This is a genomic window from Nocardia sp. CA-120079, from assembly GCF_050955745.1.
In the GTDB taxonomy this organism is placed as follows: Bacteria; Actinomycetota; Actinomycetes; order Mycobacteriales; family Mycobacteriaceae; genus Nocardia.
This window is the reverse complement of sequence record NZ_CP192088.1, coordinates 785,353-802,243: the sequence shown is the minus strand read 5'-3', so window position 1 is coordinate 802,243 and position 16,891 is coordinate 785,353. Positions and strand designations below refer to the sequence as shown.

Genomic DNA, 16,891 nt, shown 5'->3' with positions numbered 1-16,891 from the left:
TCGGCGGCTGTTGGAAGACAAATGTGTCACTTTTTCGCGATTTGTTTACCCGGCCGTGTAATGGCGCGCGCACAATGGCGGATAGACGAAGCATCAGACACTGCCACAAGCTTTTCCGTCAAGCGTGAGGTGATCGGCCGTGAAACTGCGCTCGCTCTTACATCATCGGCACGGGGACCAGGTCCCGCTGCTTCCCACCATCACACCCGAGACGCCTGCCACTCGAGACATCTTCGCGCCGCGTATCGCACGCCCGGCAGTTCCCGACGAACAACTGGAGCGCCTGCTCACGCCCACCGAACTCGACTTGGTGCGCGAGCATCGCGTTTGACGACCGTTCCATACTCGATAGGTGACTGCACCCGCTGCTACGAAACCGGCCATCCTCAGCGTCGACGACGATCCGGGAGTCTCCCGCGCGGTCGTTCGCGACCTGCGCCGCCGCTATGGGGCCGAGTACCGGATTCTGCGCGCGGAGTCGGGCGCGGACGCACTCGACGCACTGCGTGAGATGAAACTGCGCGGCCAACCGGTCGCGGTCCTGATCGCCGATTATCGGATGCCGGGCATGGACGGCATCGAATTCCTGGAGCAGGCCATGGACCTGCACCCATATGCCCGTCGCGTGCTGCTGACCGCCTACGCCGATACCAGCGCCGCGATCGACGCGATCAATGTCGTCGACCTCGACCACTATCTGCTCAAGCCGTGGGATCCGCCGGAGGAGAAGCTGTATCCGGTGTTGGACGGACTGATCGAGGCCTGGCGCAGCAACGATCACAAACCCGTCACCGAGACAAAGGTCGTCGGCAACCGCTGGTCCCCGCGGTCGTCGGAGGTGCGCGAATTCCTGGCCCGCAACCAACTGCCCTACCGCTGGTACCTTGCCGAGGAACCGGAAGGCGCACGGCTGCTGGAAGCGGCGGGCGCCGATCCCAATATCTGTCCGGTGGTGATCACCCCGGGTGGGCAGGCGCTGGTGCAACCGAGCGATGGCGAACTCGCCGAAAGTGTCGGGCTGAACACCAATCCGACCGGTGACTTCTACGACCTCATCGTGGTCGGCGGCGGACCCGCCGGACTCGGCGCGGCGGTGTACGGCGCCTCCGAGGGACTGCGCACGGTGCTCGTCGAGCGCACCGCGACCGGCGGCCAGGCCGGCCAGAGTTCGCGCATCGAGAACTATTTGGGCTTCCCGGACGGGCTGTCCGGTGCGCAGCTGGCCGATCGGGCGCGGCGGCAGGCCGCGAAGTTCGGCGCCGAGGTGATCACCACACGCGAGGTGGTCGGACTCGAGGTGAACGGATCCGCGCGCACCGTGCGGTTCGCCGACGGCGGGCGGCTGTGCGCCCACACGGTGATCATCGCGACGGGTGTGGACTACCGGCGTCATCCCGCACCGGGTGTGGACGATTTCACCGGGCGCGGTGTCTACTACGGCTCGGCCATGACCGAGGCCTCCGAATGCGCCGACCACGATGTCTACATCGTGGGCGGGGCGAATTCGGCGGGGCAGGCGGCGGTATTCCTGTCCCGCAACGCGCGCACGGTGCATCTGGTGGTCCGCGCGGATTCGCTGGAGAAGTCCATGTCGCACTACCTGATCCAGCAGATCGCGCAGATACCGAATATCCGCGTGCATACCGATACCGAAGTGATCGCCGCCGACGGCGACGATCACCTGCAGCAGATCGTGGTGCGCAACAACCGGACCGGCGCGGAAGAAAAAGCCGAGGCCGAACGGTTGTTCCTGTTCATCGGTGCCGCACCACAGACCGACTGGCTCGACGGCGTGGTCAAGCGGGACGAGGCGGGCTATGTGCTGGCCGGTCCCGATCTGCTCGTCGAGGGAACCAGACCCGCGGGCTGGGAGCTACCCAGACCGCCGCATCACCTGGAGACCAGCGTCCCCGGCGTTTTCGTCGCGGGTGACGTGCACGCCGATTCGGCGAAGCGGGTCGCCTCGGCGGTCGGCGAGGGTGCGATGGCGGTCATGCTCGTGCATCGGTACCTGGCGTGATAGGAGGCTGGACCATGAATTCGAAGGAGACAGCGGATCGCAGCAGTCATCTGGTCTGCGATCCGGCGGAGCTGCGCAGCCTCTTTCTCTTCGAGAAGCTCACCGACGAACAGCTGAATCTGCTGTGCGCCGATGGCCGCATCGAGATCATCGAACCGGGGTTGGTCTTCCGCGAGGGCGATCCCGCCACCTGCTTCTACGTGATGATCGAGGGCGAGGTGCAGCTCACCAAGCTCTCCGGCGGCACCGAGATCGAGATGTCGCGCACCGACTATCGCGGCGCGTACGCGGGGGCATGGACCGCCTACCTCGGCGACAAGGTGGACCAGACCTACACCGGCTCGATGAATGTGACCCGTCGGTCGCGGTTCTTCGTCCTGGATGCGGGCACCTTCGCGCGAATGATGCACGACTGGTTCCCGATGGCCGTACACCTGCTCGAGGGCGCGTTCTTCGGTAATCGCAACAACATCGAGCGGATCAACCAGCGCGAGCGACTGCTCGCCCTGGGCTCGCTGTCGGCGGGACTGACCCATGAGCTGAACAACCCGGCCGCCGCCGCGGTGCGCGCCACCTCGGGCCTGCGCGACCGGATCGCGGGCATGCGGCACAAGTTGGCCATGATGGCGCAGGGCAAATTCGACACCGCATCCCTGGAGGCGCTGGTGCGCCTGCAGGAGGAGGCCGCGGCCCAGGTCGCCAAGGCCCCGGAGCTGACGACGCTGGAAGCCTCCGAGCGCGAAGACATCCTCAGCGAATGGCTGGAGGATCACGGCATCGGGGACAGCTGGAATCTGGCCCCGAATTTCGTGCAGGCCGGCTTCGATGTGGACTGGCTGGAACGGGTTTCGGCCACCCTGGAGGACTGCCCCGAACAGGTCTTCCAGGGCGCGATCCGCTGGCTGAACTACACCATCGAGACCGAACTGCTGATGAACGAGATCGCCGATTCGACCACGCGCATCTCCACCCTGATCGGCGCGGCCAAACAGTATTCGCAGATGGACCGGGCGCCGTTCCAGGTGGTCGACATCCACGAACTGCTCGACAGCACGCTGGTGATGCTGAGTCGCAAGATCGGCGACGGCGTCAAGGTGGTCAAGGAGTACGACCGGACACTGCCCGAAGTGCCCTGCTACGCGGCGGAATTGAATCAGGTGTGGACCAACCTGATCGATAACGCGGTGTACGCGATGAACGGCGAGGGCACGCTCACCATCGGCACCAGGCACGAAAACGACTGCGCCGTGATCGAGATCGGCGATACCGGCCCCGGCGTTCCGGCCGACGTGCGCAGCCGTATCTTCGAACCGTTCTTCACCACCAAGCCGGTGGGCGAGGGAACCGGTCTCGGCCTGGACATCTCGTTCCGGATCGTGGTGAACAAGCACCACGGCGATATCCAGCTCGATTCCGAGCCGGGCAATACCCGATTCACGGTCTGGCTTCCGCTGAACCGTCCCGAAGAAATGCCGGACTCCGGCGACAGTTCCGAAGCCGATACAGGAGGTCAGTGATGACGCAGGAGTTGGAGGGTATCGATCCCGCGGTCGCGCCGAGCGGTCCGGGCTGTATGGAATGTGAAGCGGCCCAGGGCTGGTGGGTGCACCTGCGGCGCTGTGCGCAGTGCGGCCATATCGGCTGCTGTGACACCTCGCCGCAGCAGCACGCCTCCAAACACGCCAAGGACACCGGACATCCGTTCATCCAGAGCTATGAGCCGGGCGAGGATTGGTTCTTCGACTTCCGCTCCGACGAGATGTACAGCGGCGGACCGGAACTGGCACCGCCGACACATCATCCGGTGGACCAGCCCGCCCCGGGACCGCGCGGCCGGGTGCCCGCCGATTGGCAGAGTCGCATCCACTGACGACGCTCCCACCCGGTACCCTGCTCCGGACGCGCCGGAGACTCCGGCGCCGCGAGTCACCGGGGAACGCACGTGATCAAGCGAGTTACCGCCATCGTCCTAGCCACCGGGGCGGTGGCCGTCGCGCTGGCCGGATGTGGCAGTTCGGACGATTCCAGCTCCGACGCGAACGGTCTGCGCCAGGGCGCGACGGGCACCAGTACGCCCGCTGGCACCACGTCCGCGACCGGTGCGGCGCCGACCACGGCCGCCGCCGCACCGACCACCACCACCAAGACCACGGCGAGCTACCCCTCGCTCGGCCCCGCGTCGAGCACCACCTGCGGTGAGTTCAAGAAGTTGGACAGCACCGAGGAGAAGGAGTTGATCGAGAAGGCGATCGCGGAGAATCCGGGCAGTGAGTTCGAGGGCAGCCCGAACGTCGCACTCGGCACCGCCAAACTCGTCTGCCTGGCCCCCACCTACGCCGATACCCCGGTCGCGGTGGCCGCCGGAATCGTCGCAAAGGACAAGTAGGGCCGGCTCGGTCGCGGCACCGACGGCACCCAGACAGAACGCGCGTACACAGCGGGCAGGCGCTGTGTACGCGCGTTCTACTTATGGCGCGACGATCAGGGCTGACCGGTGGCGAACGCGATCACGGCGTCGAGGAACTCCTGGCCGCCCATGACGTATCCGCCGATCAGCGCACCGGCCGGGATGCTGATGATCCACAGGAACGGGATGAAAGCCCCGATGACGGCACCGATGACGATGCCCGGCAGGTTCTTGTTGACCTGCTCCATCAGCCGGTCGTAGGAGCTGATGTCCTTCAGTCCGGCAATGTCGTTCAGCTTCGCGGTGTCCGCCGGGGTCATCGTCGAAGCCAGCGCGACGGTGTGGCCGTCCGCGCTGATCTGCTGGCTCACCGCGATCGGGAGGCCCGCGACCTCGGAGTGCAGCGGCACCTGGTCCACGGTCGCGCCGTCGTCGGACTTCAGCAGCACCGCGGCACCGTCCGAGGCGAGCTCGAACCGGCCGCTGTCAACCGCCCAGGTGATGGTCTTATCAGTTGGGGAAACCGTCGTGTGGTAGTTGATTCCGTGTACAACACCAGAAGTCACGTCCCCCCGCGTCACTGCCGCCGGCTGGTCGGTCGCCACGGCGGGCTGCCCATTGGCGGTAGCCGCGGTAATCCCCACCGCGGTGACGGCCATGAAGACAGCGGTAGTGATCTTTCCGAACTTCATTTCTTGAATTCCCTCCACTTTGTTGTCCCGCCCGAACAAGGGGCGGGACCAGAACGTTAGCGCGCGGAATTCGTTGTCGCACATCGGGGTTCGTAAATCATGAAATCGTGACAATTGCCGAAGTTTAGCTGTCAACAGTTCCGCGACTCGATTTGAGATGCGGTCAGGCAACGCGAGTGACGTTTCACATTTGCTCGAGCCGAGGTGCTAACTCGGCAACGGTCGCCCGTCATATCGCAAGCGAGCCGTAGATACCGGTCGATCCGCGGTGGAGCGGCGTGATTAGCCGAGTCCAATGAGCTCAACCCGGACAGATGTACCAGTCTCCGGGGCGAAATGACTGGTCAGAGCGCACTACCGCAACTGCACGGCCGATCGGCAATATCGACGACGTTTCGCGGACGTTTTCGGTTCCGTGAGTACATTCACAATTTCGGATTCAGGGCGCATTAGCGGATCGGGCACTCGTCATCGACGATTTTCCGCATAATCTCGGATCTATCCGACGGACCGCCGACCAACCGGAGCCGGACGCGGGCAGAATGACACGGTGGCAGAACTCGCGCTCACCGCTCGACTGAATCCCTCCGCCGCGGATGCCAGGCGCGGGGTGGTCCGGTTACATCCGGAGGCGCTGACCGCGCTCGGCCTGCGGGAATGGGACGGTATCGCGCTGATCGGGGCACGGCGCACCGCCGCGGTGGTCGGGGTGGCCCCGTCAGGCACACCGGCCGGGGTCGCGCTGCTCGACGACGTCACGCTGTCCAACGCGGGACTGCGTGAGGACGCGAATGTGGTTGTCTCGCCCGCGACGGTGTACGGGGCCAAGCAGATCTCGGTGAGCGGTTCGGTGCATGCCACCAGGACCATTCCGGCGGCGACGCTGCGGCAGGCGCTACTCGGCAAGGTGGTCACGGTCGGCGACGCGGTATCGCTACTGCCCCGCGACCTCGGTCCGGATATCAGTTCTTCGGCTGCCACCCAAGCACTTTCGCGCACCTTCGGCATCGCGTGGACCACCGAGCTGCTGACCGTCACCGCGACCGATCCCGGCCGTGCTCCGGTGAGTGTGCAGCCGAATACCGCGGTGGTCTGGGGCGCGAGTGCGGTGGCGGCCCGGGATTCCGCCGATCGGGCGGCGGCCGGGCTGCCGGTCCCGGCGGGTGAGGCCGCGCGTGGGGTCACCGAGGCCGCGGCGCTGGCCGCGACCAGTGGGGCGGGTGCGGGTTGGACCGCGACCGTTGGCGAGTCGGTCATTCCGATCGAGGACCTGGCCGGTGCGCATGGGCAGGCGGCGAAACTCCAGGAGTGGCTCAGCCTCGCGCTCGATGAACCGGAACTGCTGAAGGCCCTGGGCGCCACACCGCATCTCGGGGTATTGATCACCGGCCCGGCGGGGGTCGGCAAGGCCACGCTGGCGCGTGCGGTGGCAGCGCCACGACGCATTGTCGAACTGGATGGTCCGACGGTCGGCGCTGCCGAAAGCGGTGCACGGTTGCGCGAGGTCGCGGCCGCGGTCGCCGAAATCGGTTCCGGGCGGGGCGGAATCCTGCTCGTCACCGATATCGACGCACTGCTGCCCGCACCCGCCGAACCGGTCTCCACGCTGATCCTGGACCAGTTGCGCGCGGCGATCGCCGAGCCCTGCGTGGCACTGCTGGCTACCACCGCGCATCCGGCCGGTGCCGATCCGCGGCTGCGCGCACCCGATCTCTGCGATCGTGAACTCGCACTCGCGCTGCCGACCGCGGCCGTACGCAAGGCACTGCTCGAGCAGCTGTTGCGCAAGGTACCGACCAAGGATCTGAAGCTGGACGAAATCGCCTCGCGCACACCCGGATTCGTGGTCTCCGATCTGGCCGCGCTGTGCCGGGAGGCGGCACTGCGCGCGGCCTCGCGGGCCAGCAAACAACAGTCGGAACCGGAGCTGACCCAACCCGACCTGCTCGGCGCGACCGAGGTGATCCGGCCGCTATCACGTTCCGGGACCGAGGAACTCGCGATCGGCAGCCTAAGCCTGGACGACGTCGGGGACATGGTCGAAACCAAAGAGGCGCTCACCGAAACCGTGCTCTGGCCACTGCGCCACCCGGATTCGTTCGCCCGCCTCGGTATTCATCCGCCGCGCGGCGTACTGCTCTACGGCCCGCCGGGCTGCGGTAAGACCTTCCTGATCCGTGCACTGGCGGGGACCGGTCAGCTCAGCGTGCACGCGGTCAAGGGCGCCGAGTTGATGGACAAATGGGTCGGCGCTTCCGAGCGTGCGGTGCGCGAATTGTTCCAGCGCGCACGCGATTCCGCGCCATCGCTGATCTTCCTGGACGAGGTGGACGCACTCGCGCCGCGGCGCGGTCGCAACAGCGACTCCGGCGTCGGTGACCGCGTGGTCGCGGCACTGCTCACCGAACTCGACGGTGTGGAACCGCTGCGTGATGTGGTGGTGCTCGGCGCGACGAACCGACCGGAACTGATCGATCCAGCACTGCTGCGCCCCGGCCGATTGGAACGGCTGATCTTCGTGCCGCCGCCGGATGGCGATGCCCGACTGGAGATCCTGCGGGCCGGGAAATCGGTGCCGCTGGCCGCCGATGTCGACCTGGCCGCACTCGCCGCCGATCTGGACGGCTATTCCGCGGCCGATTGCAGTGCGCTGCTGCGCGAAGCCGCATTGGCCGCGATGCGCCGGGATGTGAACGCCGCCGATGTCACCGCCGGGGATGTCGCGGCGGCCAGGGCGGTGGTGCGTCCGTCGCTCGATACCGAGCAGGTCGAGTCGTTGCGCCGGTACGCGGACAACCGTCGATAGACGATCGGCGCAATCTCCTGGTAATTGCCGCCTTCCTGCGCTTTAGGCATATCCGACATATTCGGGCAATATGGGCGCAATCACCGGTTCCCGCGTCGAGCGCGGGTAAGTTCGAGCAGGTGCGCAAGATCGGCAATGCGATCGACACGATCACGGCCTTCTTCGGGGCCGCGGTCGCGGGCGTCGCAATGTTCCTGCCGATCACCTTCAGTTGGAGCGCCGACACTTCGCCGTATCGGTTGGCCAGCCTGAACAACAGCGTCCCGCGCGGCGCCGCGATCGGGGTGATCGTCGCGGTGGCCGTCGCGGTGCTGGTGATCACCTTTCACAAGCCGCTGGTGGCATGGGCGGCAGCACTGTTCGGCGCCATCGCCATGGACATCAATCACTTCGCCGGACGCCATGTTTCCTCGGCCGACCTGCTGACCACCCAGAACTATCTGGATTCGATTCTGGCCGGTGTGCTGCTCGGCGCACTGGGCGCGGCGGTGCTGCGCCGACCGGGTCCCGCGGCCGGCTTCGCGATCGGCGCCGCCGGGTTCTTCGTCTTCGGTGATCTCGCGGAACTGCTGGAGATCACCGACAACAATCCATACGCGGTGCTCGAGACACCGCCACGTTGGCTCGTCAGCGTCGCGGTGGTCCTGCTGATCATCAGTACGCTGCGCAATCGGTCCCAGCCCGAGAGATCGAAGCCGCCGCGGATCGCCGTCGAGCTTCCGGTCACGCCGATCCTGGCCTCGATGGTGCTGGCACTGGTCATCCTGGCCATTACCGAATGGCTGGCGCGGCAGTATCAACATGCGCCGAACGTCAGCCATGCGGTCGAAATCGGGATGGCGGTGGCCGCGACGATCATCGCCGCCACCGCCGCGGCCATGCTGCTACCCGGGCGCGACGGCGCCGGGGTGTATCTGGCGGTGAGTCTGGTGGCCGCCGCCGAGGCGATCGGCGGCAATCCGCGACCCGGGTGGAGCGTCGCCGCGCTGATCGCGGCCACCGCCGTCGGACTGCTGATCGGGGTCCGCCTGCCCTCGACCTTCATCGCCATCCTGCTGATCACCGGACTCGCGGTATTCGCCTTGGTGAAATCCGCCGACGCCCATCGCTATGTGACCGCGGCGGGCAGCGCGGTCCTGGCACTCACGGCCGGCTACTGCTGTGGCACCGCGCGTCCCCGCTACGCACCGAGCGGGGTGCTCGCCATTTCCGCGCTGTATCTGCCGTCGATCATCACGGCCCTGCCGCGCGACAGCGCCGAATGGCCGCTGAACGGAGGCGCCGATCATCAAGCGCTGGCCGGCCGGACCGCGCTCGCGATCGCCCTCGGTTCGGCTCTCGGGTTGTTCGTGCTGCGCCGATTCCGGCCGCGCAGCCGACCGAGGCCGGGGCGATCCGTCGACGACGAAACGTTAGCGGACATATAGCCCACCCCGCAGGAGATGGCATACGCCATATTCGCTCGGCCGACGAAACCCCCAGGCTCCAAGTAGGATCATTCGGTATCACCCCGCCGCAACTACCCGACGGAGTGCAGTTTGCTCGGAATCCTGCTCGCGCTCGTGACAGCCGCACTCGCGGCACCGTTGTGCGTGCGGGCATTGGGGCGCAACGGTTTCTACGTACTCGCGCTCGTACCGTTCGGCTGTCTCGGCTGGGTAATCGCGAATTGGGATAGGACACAGCGGGTTCGGATCAGTTGGGCGCCGAGCATCGAGATGAATATCGAGCTGCGCTTCGATTCGCTGGCCGCCATCATGTCCGCGCTGGTGCTCGGCATCGGCGCGGTGATTCTGGCCTATTGCGCACGATATTTCGAGGACGACGAACCGCGGTTGCAGGTGTTCGCGGCCCAGTTGGTCGCCTTCGCCGGGGCCATGTTCGGCCTGGTCAGCAGCGATAATATGTTGCTGCTCTTCGTCTTCTGGGAAATGACGACGGTGTTGTCGTTCCTGTTGGTCGGCCACCATGCCGAACAGGCGGTGAGCAGGCGGGCCGCGATCCAGGCGCTCTTGGTGACCGGGGCGGGCGGGCTGGCGATGCTGGTCGGGATCGTCATCCTCGGTCAAGTGAGCGGCAGTTATCTGCTGTCGGATCTGCTCGCTGGACCGCCTTCCGGCATCGCGGTGGATGTCGCGGTGGTGCTGCTGCTGGTCGGGGCATTGAGCAAATCGGCGATCGTGCCGTTGCACTTCTGGCTGCCGGGTGCGATGGCGGCGCCGACACCGGTGAGCGCGTATCTGCATGCGGCGGCCATGGTGAAGGCGGGCGTCTATCTGGTGGCGCGGTTGGCCCCGGCATTCGCGGAAAGCCCGGCCTGGCATCCGCTGATCCTCACCCTCGGCGTGGCGTCGATGGTGCTCGCGGGGTTGCGGTCATTGCAGGTGCCGGATCTGAAGCTGGTGCTCGCCTTCGGGACGGTGAGCCAGTTGGGGTTCCTGATCATGCTGGTCGGGCTGGGGACGCCGGATGCCGCGCTGGCCGGTGCGGCCTTGATCGTGGCGCATGCGCTGTTCAAGGCGTGTTTGTTCATGGTGGTCGGGATCATCGATCACGGGGCCGGTACGCGGGATCTGCGGGAGTTGTCGGGGCTCGGGCGGCGTGCGCCGGTGCTGTGCGGGGTTGCGGTGTTGGCGGCGCTCAGTATGGCCGGGATTGCGCCGCTGCTCGGATTCGTGGGCAAGGAAAGTGCACTGGCCGCGGTGTTGGATGCGGATGTGTTTGCCGAACCGGCCAGGGTCGCGTTGGCGGTCGGGGTGGTGCTGGGATCCATGCTGACCGTCGGCTACAGCATTCGGTTCATTTGGGGAGCTTTTGCGGATAGGGAGTTGCCGTCCCGTGAGCCCGACAGTGGAGATCTGCACGGGGACGTGCGCCTTGCGGAGCCGGGTTATTCGGAAACTGGTCACTGGCATGCGCCGGGCGCGCAGTTCACAGCTGCGCCCGCCTTGCTCGCGGTTGCGAGCCTGGCAGCGGGACTCTGCGCGCCATGGATGGACGAACTGCTGAATCCCTACGCGAAAACCCTTCCCGGCGTGCTCGATTCGCATCTCACACTCTGGCACGGCTTCAATGTTGCACTGGCACTGACAATCCTGATCATCTGCGCGGGCATCGTGGTGTTCCGGCTGCGTGGTCGCATCGGCGAATCCGCGACCATGCTCGGCAATGCCGACCGCGCCTACGACGCCACCCTGCGCGCCATGGACCGGCTGTCGCTGCGGATGACCGGTGCGGTGCAGCGTGGTTCGCTGCCGCTGAGTCAGGCGGCGATCCTGGTGACCTTGATCCTGCTGCCGGCGGTGCTGCTCGCGCTCGGCACGCGCACCGGAGTTCGGCTACGCCTGTGGGATTCGCCGTTCCAGGTCGCCATCGGCGCGATCATGGCCGTCATGGCGCTGGCCGCGACGGTGCTGCGCAATCGGTTGGCCGCCGTGCTCGTCGTCGGCGTCACCGGTTATGGCTGCGGTGTGATCTTCGCGCTGCACGGTGCGCCCGATCTGGCGCTGACCCAATTCCTGGTCGAGACGCTGACTTTGGTGATCTTCGTACTGGTGCTGCGGGCCTTCCCGGCCGAAATCGACGAAAGCCGCACGGCCGCATTCAAAGTGCGTCGGGCGATCCTGTCGGCACTGGTCGGTGCGTCGGTCGCGGTGCTGGCCGCCTTCGCGGTCGCGGCCCGCTCCACCGAACCCATCTGGCGCCTGATCCCCGATGCCGCATACACATTCGGCGGCGGTAAGAACGCCGTCAATGTTCTGCTCGTCGATATCCGGGCCTGGGATACCCTCGGCGAGATCTCGGTGCTCGTCGTGGCCGCGACCGGTGTGGCATCGCTGGTGTTCCGCAGCAGACGTTTCGGCAGCGCGCCGCGCGCGGCGGACTCCCCGGACTACGATCCGGACCTGATCAGCTGGTTGCCCGCGGGGCGGCTGGTGGATCGTCGCGAACGATCGATGGTCCTGCAGGTCACCACCCGACTGGTCTTCCCCACCGTCATGGTGCTGTCGGTGTATTTCTTCTTCTCCGGCCACAACGCGCCGGGCGGCGGTTTCGCGGGCGGACTGACCGCCGGACTAGCACTGACGCTGCGCTATCTCGCGGGCGGCCGCTACGAACTCGGCGAGGCACTGCCCGTCGATGCGGGTCATCTACTCGGCGGCGGGCTTGCGCTGGCCGCGGGAACCGCGAGCACCTCACTGTTGCTCGGCGCGCCGCCGCTGTCGTCGGCGATCGTGGAGGTGACGCTGCCGGTGATCGGGCACGTCAAGGTGGTCACCGCATTGTTCTTCGATCTCGGCGTCTATCTCATCGTGGTCGGACTGGTCCTGGACGTGTTGCGCAGCCTCGGCGCGCGCCTGGACAGTGAACTGGCCACCGACGAGGACGAATCCGCCTCTGCGCAAGGACGTTTCCAGTGAGTGCGAATCTGACCCTGCTGATCCTGATCGGGATTCTCGTCGCGTGCGGTGTCTATCTGATCCTCGAACGCGCGGTCTCGAAAATGCTGCTCGGCATGATCCTGTTCGGCAATGCGGTGAATCTGCTGATCCTGACCGCAGGCGGACGAGACGGTCGGCCACCGATCCGTGGTGAGGGCGAGGATATGGCCGATCCGCTGGCCCAGGCCATGGTGCTGACCGCGATCGTGATCACCATGGGTCTGGCGGCCTTCGTGCTCGCCCTCGCCTACCGCTCCTACATCCTCACCACCACCGACACCGTGCAGAACGACCCGGAGGACGCCGAGGTCGCGGCCCGGCGCCAGGCAGAGGATCCTGAGCATTGAGTCCGCTGACCACGCTCGCGCCGCTCCCGGTCCTGGTGCCCCTGCTCGGGGCGGCGGGCACGCTGGTGTTCGGGCGGCGGCCGCGCATCCAGCGCTTCGTCATGATTTTCGTGCTGTCGGTCGTGCTGGGCATCTGCGGTGTGCTGCTGTATCTGGTCGATCGCGACGGGACCACCGCGTTGCAGGTCGGCGGCTGGGGCACGCCGATCGGCATCACGCTGGTGGTCGATCGACTATCCGCGGCCATGCTGCTCGTCTCCGCGATCGTGCTGCTCGCGGTCTCGGTCTACGGTGCAGGCCAGAACATCCGCGACGGTGACGAGCGACAGCCGACCTCGATCTATCGACCGACGTATCTCGTACTCACCGCGGGTGTCTCGGCCGCATTCCTGGCCGGTGATCTGTTCAACCTGTTCGTCGGCTTCGAAATCCTGCTCGCCGCATCGTTCGTGCTGCTCACCGTCGGCGCGACCGCGGACCGGATCCGCGCCGGCATCGCGTATGTGATGGTCTCGATGGTGTCGTCGCTCATCTTCCTGACCGGCATCGCGCTGGCCTACGCCGCCACCGGAACACTGAACCTGGCCCAGCTGGCGGTGCGAATGGGCCAGGTGCCCAACGGCATTCGAATGGCCGTCTACGCGGTGCTATTGGTTTCCTTCGGTATCAAGGCGGCGGTCTTCCCGCTCTCGAACTGGCTGCCCGACTCCTACCCGACCGCACCAGCACCGGTGACCGCCGTTTTCGCGGGCCTGCTGACGAAGGTCGGTGTGTACGCGATCATCCGGACGCACTCTCTGCTGTTCCCGAACGGCGGATTCGACGATGTGCTGCTGGTCTGCGGCCTGCTCACCATGCTGGTCGGCATCTTCGGCGCCATCGCGCAGAGCGATATCCGGCGCCTGCTGTCGTTCACCCTGGTGAGTCACATCGGCTACATGGTATTCGGCATCGGACTCTCCACCGCCGCAGGCCTTTCCGGCGCGGTGTTCTATGTGGCGCACCACATTCTGGTGCAGACGGCGCTATTCCTGGTGGTCGGACTGATCGAGCGGCAGGCGGGATCGGTATCGCTGCGACGACTGGGCGGTCTGGCCGCGGCAAGTCCGCTGCTGGCGATCCTCTTCCTGGTGCCCGCCTTGAATCTCGGTGGTATACCGCCGTTCTCGGGATTCATCGGCAAGGTGGCATTACTGCAGGCAGGTGCGGCGGCTGGCAGCGTACTGGCCTGGGTGCTGGTCGCGGGGTCGGTGCTGACCAGCCTGCTGACGCTGTATGCCATGGCACGGGTGTGGAGCAAGGCGTTCTGGCGACCGCGCGTCGAGGCGCCGGAGGGGCATCTCACCGCGGCGAAACCGCCGACGCTGGTGGAGGATTCGACCGATGTGCGCTATGACGAGCGCACCGATCCGGGACGCATGCCGCTGCTGATGGTCGGCTCGACGGCGGCACTGGTGGTGGTCGGTCTGTGCCTGACCGTATTCGCCGGTCCGATTCTGCGCATCGCGGACCGCGCCGCCGACGATCTGAGCAATCCGGCGGTGTATGTCGGCGCGGTGCTCGGCACTTCGCATGCCGAGGCGAAGGGAACGAGCCGGTGAGTAGCGCCCGTCGCCTTGTCCCGAATCGATCGACGATCGTGCGCATAGGCGTGCTGCTATGGCTGACGGCGGTGTGGTTGACGCTCTGGGGCGATCTCAGTGTGGGCAATCTGCTGGCCGGTCTCATTGTCGGTGCGTTGATCATGTTGACCTTGCCGCTGCCGCGCGTGCCGGTATCCGGACGCCTACATCCGCTGTCGCTGATCGAACTGATCGTCGTCAGTTCGTATTACGCACTGGAATCCAGTCTGCAGGTGGCCTGGTTCGCGATCCGTCCGGCGCCGCCGCCGGTCTCCGGTGTGCTGCGGGTGAAGCTGAGTGTGCGATCCGATCTGGTGCTGGTGCTGTGCGCCGATGTGCTCAATCTGATTCCGGGCACCATGGTGCTGGAGATCGACCGTCAACGCTGTGTCTTCTATGTGCACGTCCTGGACGTAAGCAGCGAAAAGGCGGTCGATACGTTCTACCGGATCACCCGGCGGGTGGAGCGGCTGCTCATCTCGTCGTTCGAACGCCCCACCGAATGGCGTTCGGCCCGAACAACTCCGGAGGTGGAGTCGTGAATGTTGTCGCGATTGTGGCGGGCATCATGCTGATGGCCGCCGCGGTGATCGTCAGTTACCGCATCCTGGCCGGTCCGAGCACCCTGGACCGCGTTGTGGGCATCGATTCGCTGATGGCCATCGCGGCCTCCGGCCTGGCGGTCTGGGCCGCCTACAGCGACGACACCACGGTCGTTCCCGCGATCGTCGCGCTGGCGCTGGTCGGCTTCCTCGGCTCCGCGGCGGTATCCCGATTCCGCGTTCGGGATGATGTATGAATCTGTGGCACTTGGCCGCCGGCGTCTTCATCCTGAGCGGCGCGGCACTGGCGCTGACCGCATCGATCGCCATCGTGCGCTTTCCGGACACTCTCTCGCGCATGCACGCCGCCACGAAACCCCAGGTCGTCGGCCTGATCCTGGTTCTGGAAGGTGTGGCGATCCAGTTGCGCGGGCACGGCAATATCTGGCTGCTGGCGCTGGTCGGGTTGTTCACGCTGCTCACCGCGCCGGTCATCGCGCATCTGATCGGGCGGACGGCGTATCGCGAGCAGCGCTACCGTGACGGTCTGTTGCGGGTGAACGAACTGCGGGACGACACGTTGTAAGCGAGATAGCGCTCAGAGCTATCGAGCAGCGCCGACCGGAACCTCTTTTGCCTCGACCACCGGAGCCCCGGCAAACCACGTCGCATGGAATGCCGCGGCCATCGCGGCCAGCAACGCGAGCACGACTGTCCCGGCCAGCACCGGATATTCGGCCATCGAAACCGCCAGATAGCGGAACGAGAGCAACAGCGCGCCGAGGATCACCACACCGAACAGCACCAGGCGCACCCGGAACCAACCCCAGCCACGCTCGGGATCGCGCAACGCCGATTCGACGGTCAGGCACAGCACCGCACCGGCGACCAGATCGACGCCGTAGTGGTAGCCGAAGCCCAGCGTCGCGGTCAGTGTGGCGGCCAACCAGAACGCGCCGAGGCAGCGCAGCCACAGCGGAGCCTGCGAGCCGTCCGTATCCCGGCGGGTGTGCACGAAGACCGACAGCGCCCAAGCGGTGTGCATGGAGGGCATGCAGTTGCGTGGCGTGAAGGAGTCGAAGGACAGCGGCGTCGGATTGCGATCGATCGGCGGGACGAAATCGGGCCAGAAGTTGCCCACCTGCATGCCGTGGCCGTCGGCGCCATAGCCGAACATCGGGCCGACCACCGGGAAGATCACATAGCCGACCGGACCGATCAGTCCGAGCACCAGGAAGGTTCGCACCAGGTAGTGGGTCGGCCACACCCCACTCGATACCACCCGGCGCAGCTGCCACACCGCGACGACGATCGCCGCCACCGGCAGTTCGATATAGACCCAGTGCAGCACCGCGTAGACCACCGGCCCGAGCGCGTCCACCACGCGGCCCATCACCCAGGACGGATCGCCGAGCGCATGGTCGGCCAGCGCCACATAGACGTCGTAGACCTGCGGCCGGCTGACGACCGTAATGTGCAGCCACACATCACCGACCTTGGTGGCCAGCACCAGCAACGCACCCAGCGCGGCGGCGTGCAGCGCATTGCGTCGCTCGGCTCCGCTCCAGCGGAATCCGGCGACCAGCGCCAGACCGGTGAGCACGAGCGTCGGCCCATTGCCGATGGCGAACGACTCGCCGCTGAGCAGTCGAATACTCGCCCATACCACGTCGATACCCGCCGCGATGCCGACCGCGATCATCCTGCGGCGCTTGGAGATTCCGACCAGGGCCAGAACGAGTCCGGCCCACGGCACCGACATGGACTTGGGTGTGCCCACGTAGTCGTGCCACAGACTGCCGAGCGGCCCCTCGAAATCGTGCCCGATCGAACCCACCTGTAGGGCGATGAGCAGCACCGGCACCGCCGCGATCGCGGCCGCCGTCCAGATCCGCGAGCGCGGCACGCGCACCCACTCGGTGAGGCTGCCAGCCTTTTGACTCGGATCTTCGACAAGCACGTCGACCATAGTAAACGGCGGATGAACGCCATCCCCCTGACCAGCTGAACGTC

General features: G+C 66.3%; 15 protein-coding genes. 13 read left to right on the top strand and 2 right to left on the bottom strand.

Annotation, left to right across the window (positions count from 1 at the left end):
* The first annotated feature begins 139 nt into the window (after positions 1-139).
* From ACQPYR_RS03800 to ACQPYR_RS03780, 5 genes are all read left to right on the top strand, one after another.
* Positions 140-331: a hypothetical protein gene (locus ACQPYR_RS03800; protein ID WP_433627663.1), complete on the top strand. Its 192-nt coding sequence runs from the start codon at positions 140-142 to the stop codon at positions 329-331.
* Positions 332-352: 21 nt separating this feature from the next.
* Complete coding sequence (locus ACQPYR_RS03795) at positions 353-2,020, top strand: FAD-dependent oxidoreductase (protein WP_433627660.1); 1,668 nt, start codon at positions 353-355, stop codon at positions 2,018-2,020.
* Positions 2,021-2,034: 14 nt separating this feature from the next.
* Entirely contained in the window at positions 2,035-3,537 is a 1,503-nt protein-coding gene (locus tag ACQPYR_RS03790) for an ATP-binding protein (RefSeq protein ID WP_433627657.1), read from the top strand.
* Positions 3,537-3,890 carry a UBP-type zinc finger domain-containing protein gene (locus tag ACQPYR_RS03785; RefSeq protein ID WP_433627655.1) on the top strand — a complete coding sequence of 118 codons (354 nt, stop codon included), beginning with the start codon at positions 3,537-3,539 and terminating at the stop codon, positions 3,888-3,890. Before ACQPYR_RS03790 ends, ACQPYR_RS03785 begins: the two co-directional genes overlap by 1 nt.
* Positions 3,891-3,962: 72 nt before the next feature.
* Entirely contained in the window at positions 3,963-4,406 is a 444-nt protein-coding gene (locus ACQPYR_RS03780) for a hypothetical protein (RefSeq protein WP_433627652.1), read from the top strand.
* 95 nt (positions 4,407-4,501) lie between these two features.
* Here ACQPYR_RS03780 and ACQPYR_RS03775 read toward each other — a convergent pair whose 3' ends face one another.
* Positions 4,502-5,290 (bottom strand): hypothetical protein, encoded by a 789-nt coding sequence (locus ACQPYR_RS03775; protein ID WP_433627649.1) that lies wholly within the window; start codon positions 5,288-5,290, stop codon positions 4,502-4,504.
* Positions 5,291-5,669: 379 nt separating this feature from the next.
* Between ACQPYR_RS03775 and ACQPYR_RS03770 the strand changes: the two genes are divergently transcribed.
* From ACQPYR_RS03770 to mnhG, 8 genes are all read left to right on the top strand, one after another.
* Positions 5,670-7,925, top strand: a complete 2,256-nt coding sequence (locus ACQPYR_RS03770; protein WP_433627646.1) for an AAA family ATPase — start codon at positions 5,670-5,672, stop codon at positions 7,923-7,925.
* A gap of 119 nt (positions 7,926-8,044) precedes the next feature.
* Positions 8,045-9,352 carry a hypothetical protein gene (locus ACQPYR_RS03765; protein WP_433627643.1) on the top strand — a complete coding sequence of 436 codons (1,308 nt, stop codon included), beginning with the start codon at positions 8,045-8,047 and terminating at the stop codon, positions 9,350-9,352.
* Between the two features lie 111 nt (positions 9,353-9,463).
* Positions 9,464-12,346 (top strand): Na+/H+ antiporter subunit A, encoded by a 2,883-nt coding sequence (locus tag ACQPYR_RS03760; protein ID WP_433627640.1) that lies wholly within the window; start codon positions 9,464-9,466, stop codon positions 12,344-12,346.
* On the top strand, positions 12,343-12,714 hold the full coding sequence (locus ACQPYR_RS03755; RefSeq protein ID WP_433627637.1) for a Na(+)/H(+) antiporter subunit C: 372 nt from the start codon (positions 12,343-12,345) through the stop codon (positions 12,712-12,714). Before ACQPYR_RS03760 ends, ACQPYR_RS03755 begins: the two co-directional genes overlap by 4 nt.
* Positions 12,711-14,315: a Na+/H+ antiporter subunit D gene (locus tag ACQPYR_RS03750; protein WP_433627635.1), complete on the top strand. Its 1,605-nt coding sequence runs from the start codon at positions 12,711-12,713 to the stop codon at positions 14,313-14,315. The genes ACQPYR_RS03755 and ACQPYR_RS03750 overlap by 4 nt, the downstream gene beginning before the upstream one ends.
* Positions 14,312-14,878: a Na+/H+ antiporter subunit E gene (locus tag ACQPYR_RS03745; RefSeq protein WP_433627632.1), complete on the top strand. Its 567-nt coding sequence runs from the start codon at positions 14,312-14,314 to the stop codon at positions 14,876-14,878. Before ACQPYR_RS03750 ends, ACQPYR_RS03745 begins: the two co-directional genes overlap by 4 nt.
* Positions 14,875-15,135: a monovalent cation/H+ antiporter complex subunit F gene (locus tag ACQPYR_RS03740; protein WP_062990242.1), complete on the top strand. Its 261-nt coding sequence runs from the start codon at positions 14,875-14,877 to the stop codon at positions 15,133-15,135. The genes ACQPYR_RS03745 and ACQPYR_RS03740 overlap by 4 nt, the downstream gene beginning before the upstream one ends.
* Positions 15,132-15,464, top strand: coding sequence for a monovalent cation/H(+) antiporter subunit G (gene mnhG / locus ACQPYR_RS03735; RefSeq protein ID WP_433627629.1), 333 nt, complete (start codon positions 15,132-15,134; stop codon positions 15,462-15,464). Before ACQPYR_RS03740 ends, mnhG begins: the two co-directional genes overlap by 4 nt.
* A gap of 18 nt (positions 15,465-15,482) precedes the next feature.
* Here mnhG and ACQPYR_RS03730 read toward each other — a convergent pair whose 3' ends face one another.
* Entirely contained in the window at positions 15,483-16,769 is a 1,287-nt protein-coding gene (locus ACQPYR_RS03730) for a DUF5933 domain-containing protein (RefSeq protein ID WP_433635000.1), read from the bottom strand.
* Positions 16,770-16,891: the final 122 nt, after the last annotated feature.

What these genes read in the sequence shown, in the direction of transcription:
- mnhG (WP_433627629.1), top strand. Translation starts at nt 15,132, where the DNA reads ATGAATCTGTGGCACTTGGCCGCCGGCGTCTTCATCCTGAGCGGCGCG.
- ACQPYR_RS03785 (WP_433627655.1), top strand. Translation starts at nt 3,537, where the DNA reads ATGACGCAGGAGTTGGAGGGTATCGATCCCGCGGTCGCGCCGAGCGGT.
- ACQPYR_RS03790 (WP_433627657.1), top strand. Translation starts at nt 2,035, where the DNA reads ATGAATTCGAAGGAGACAGCGGATCGCAGCAGTCATCTGGTCTGCGAT.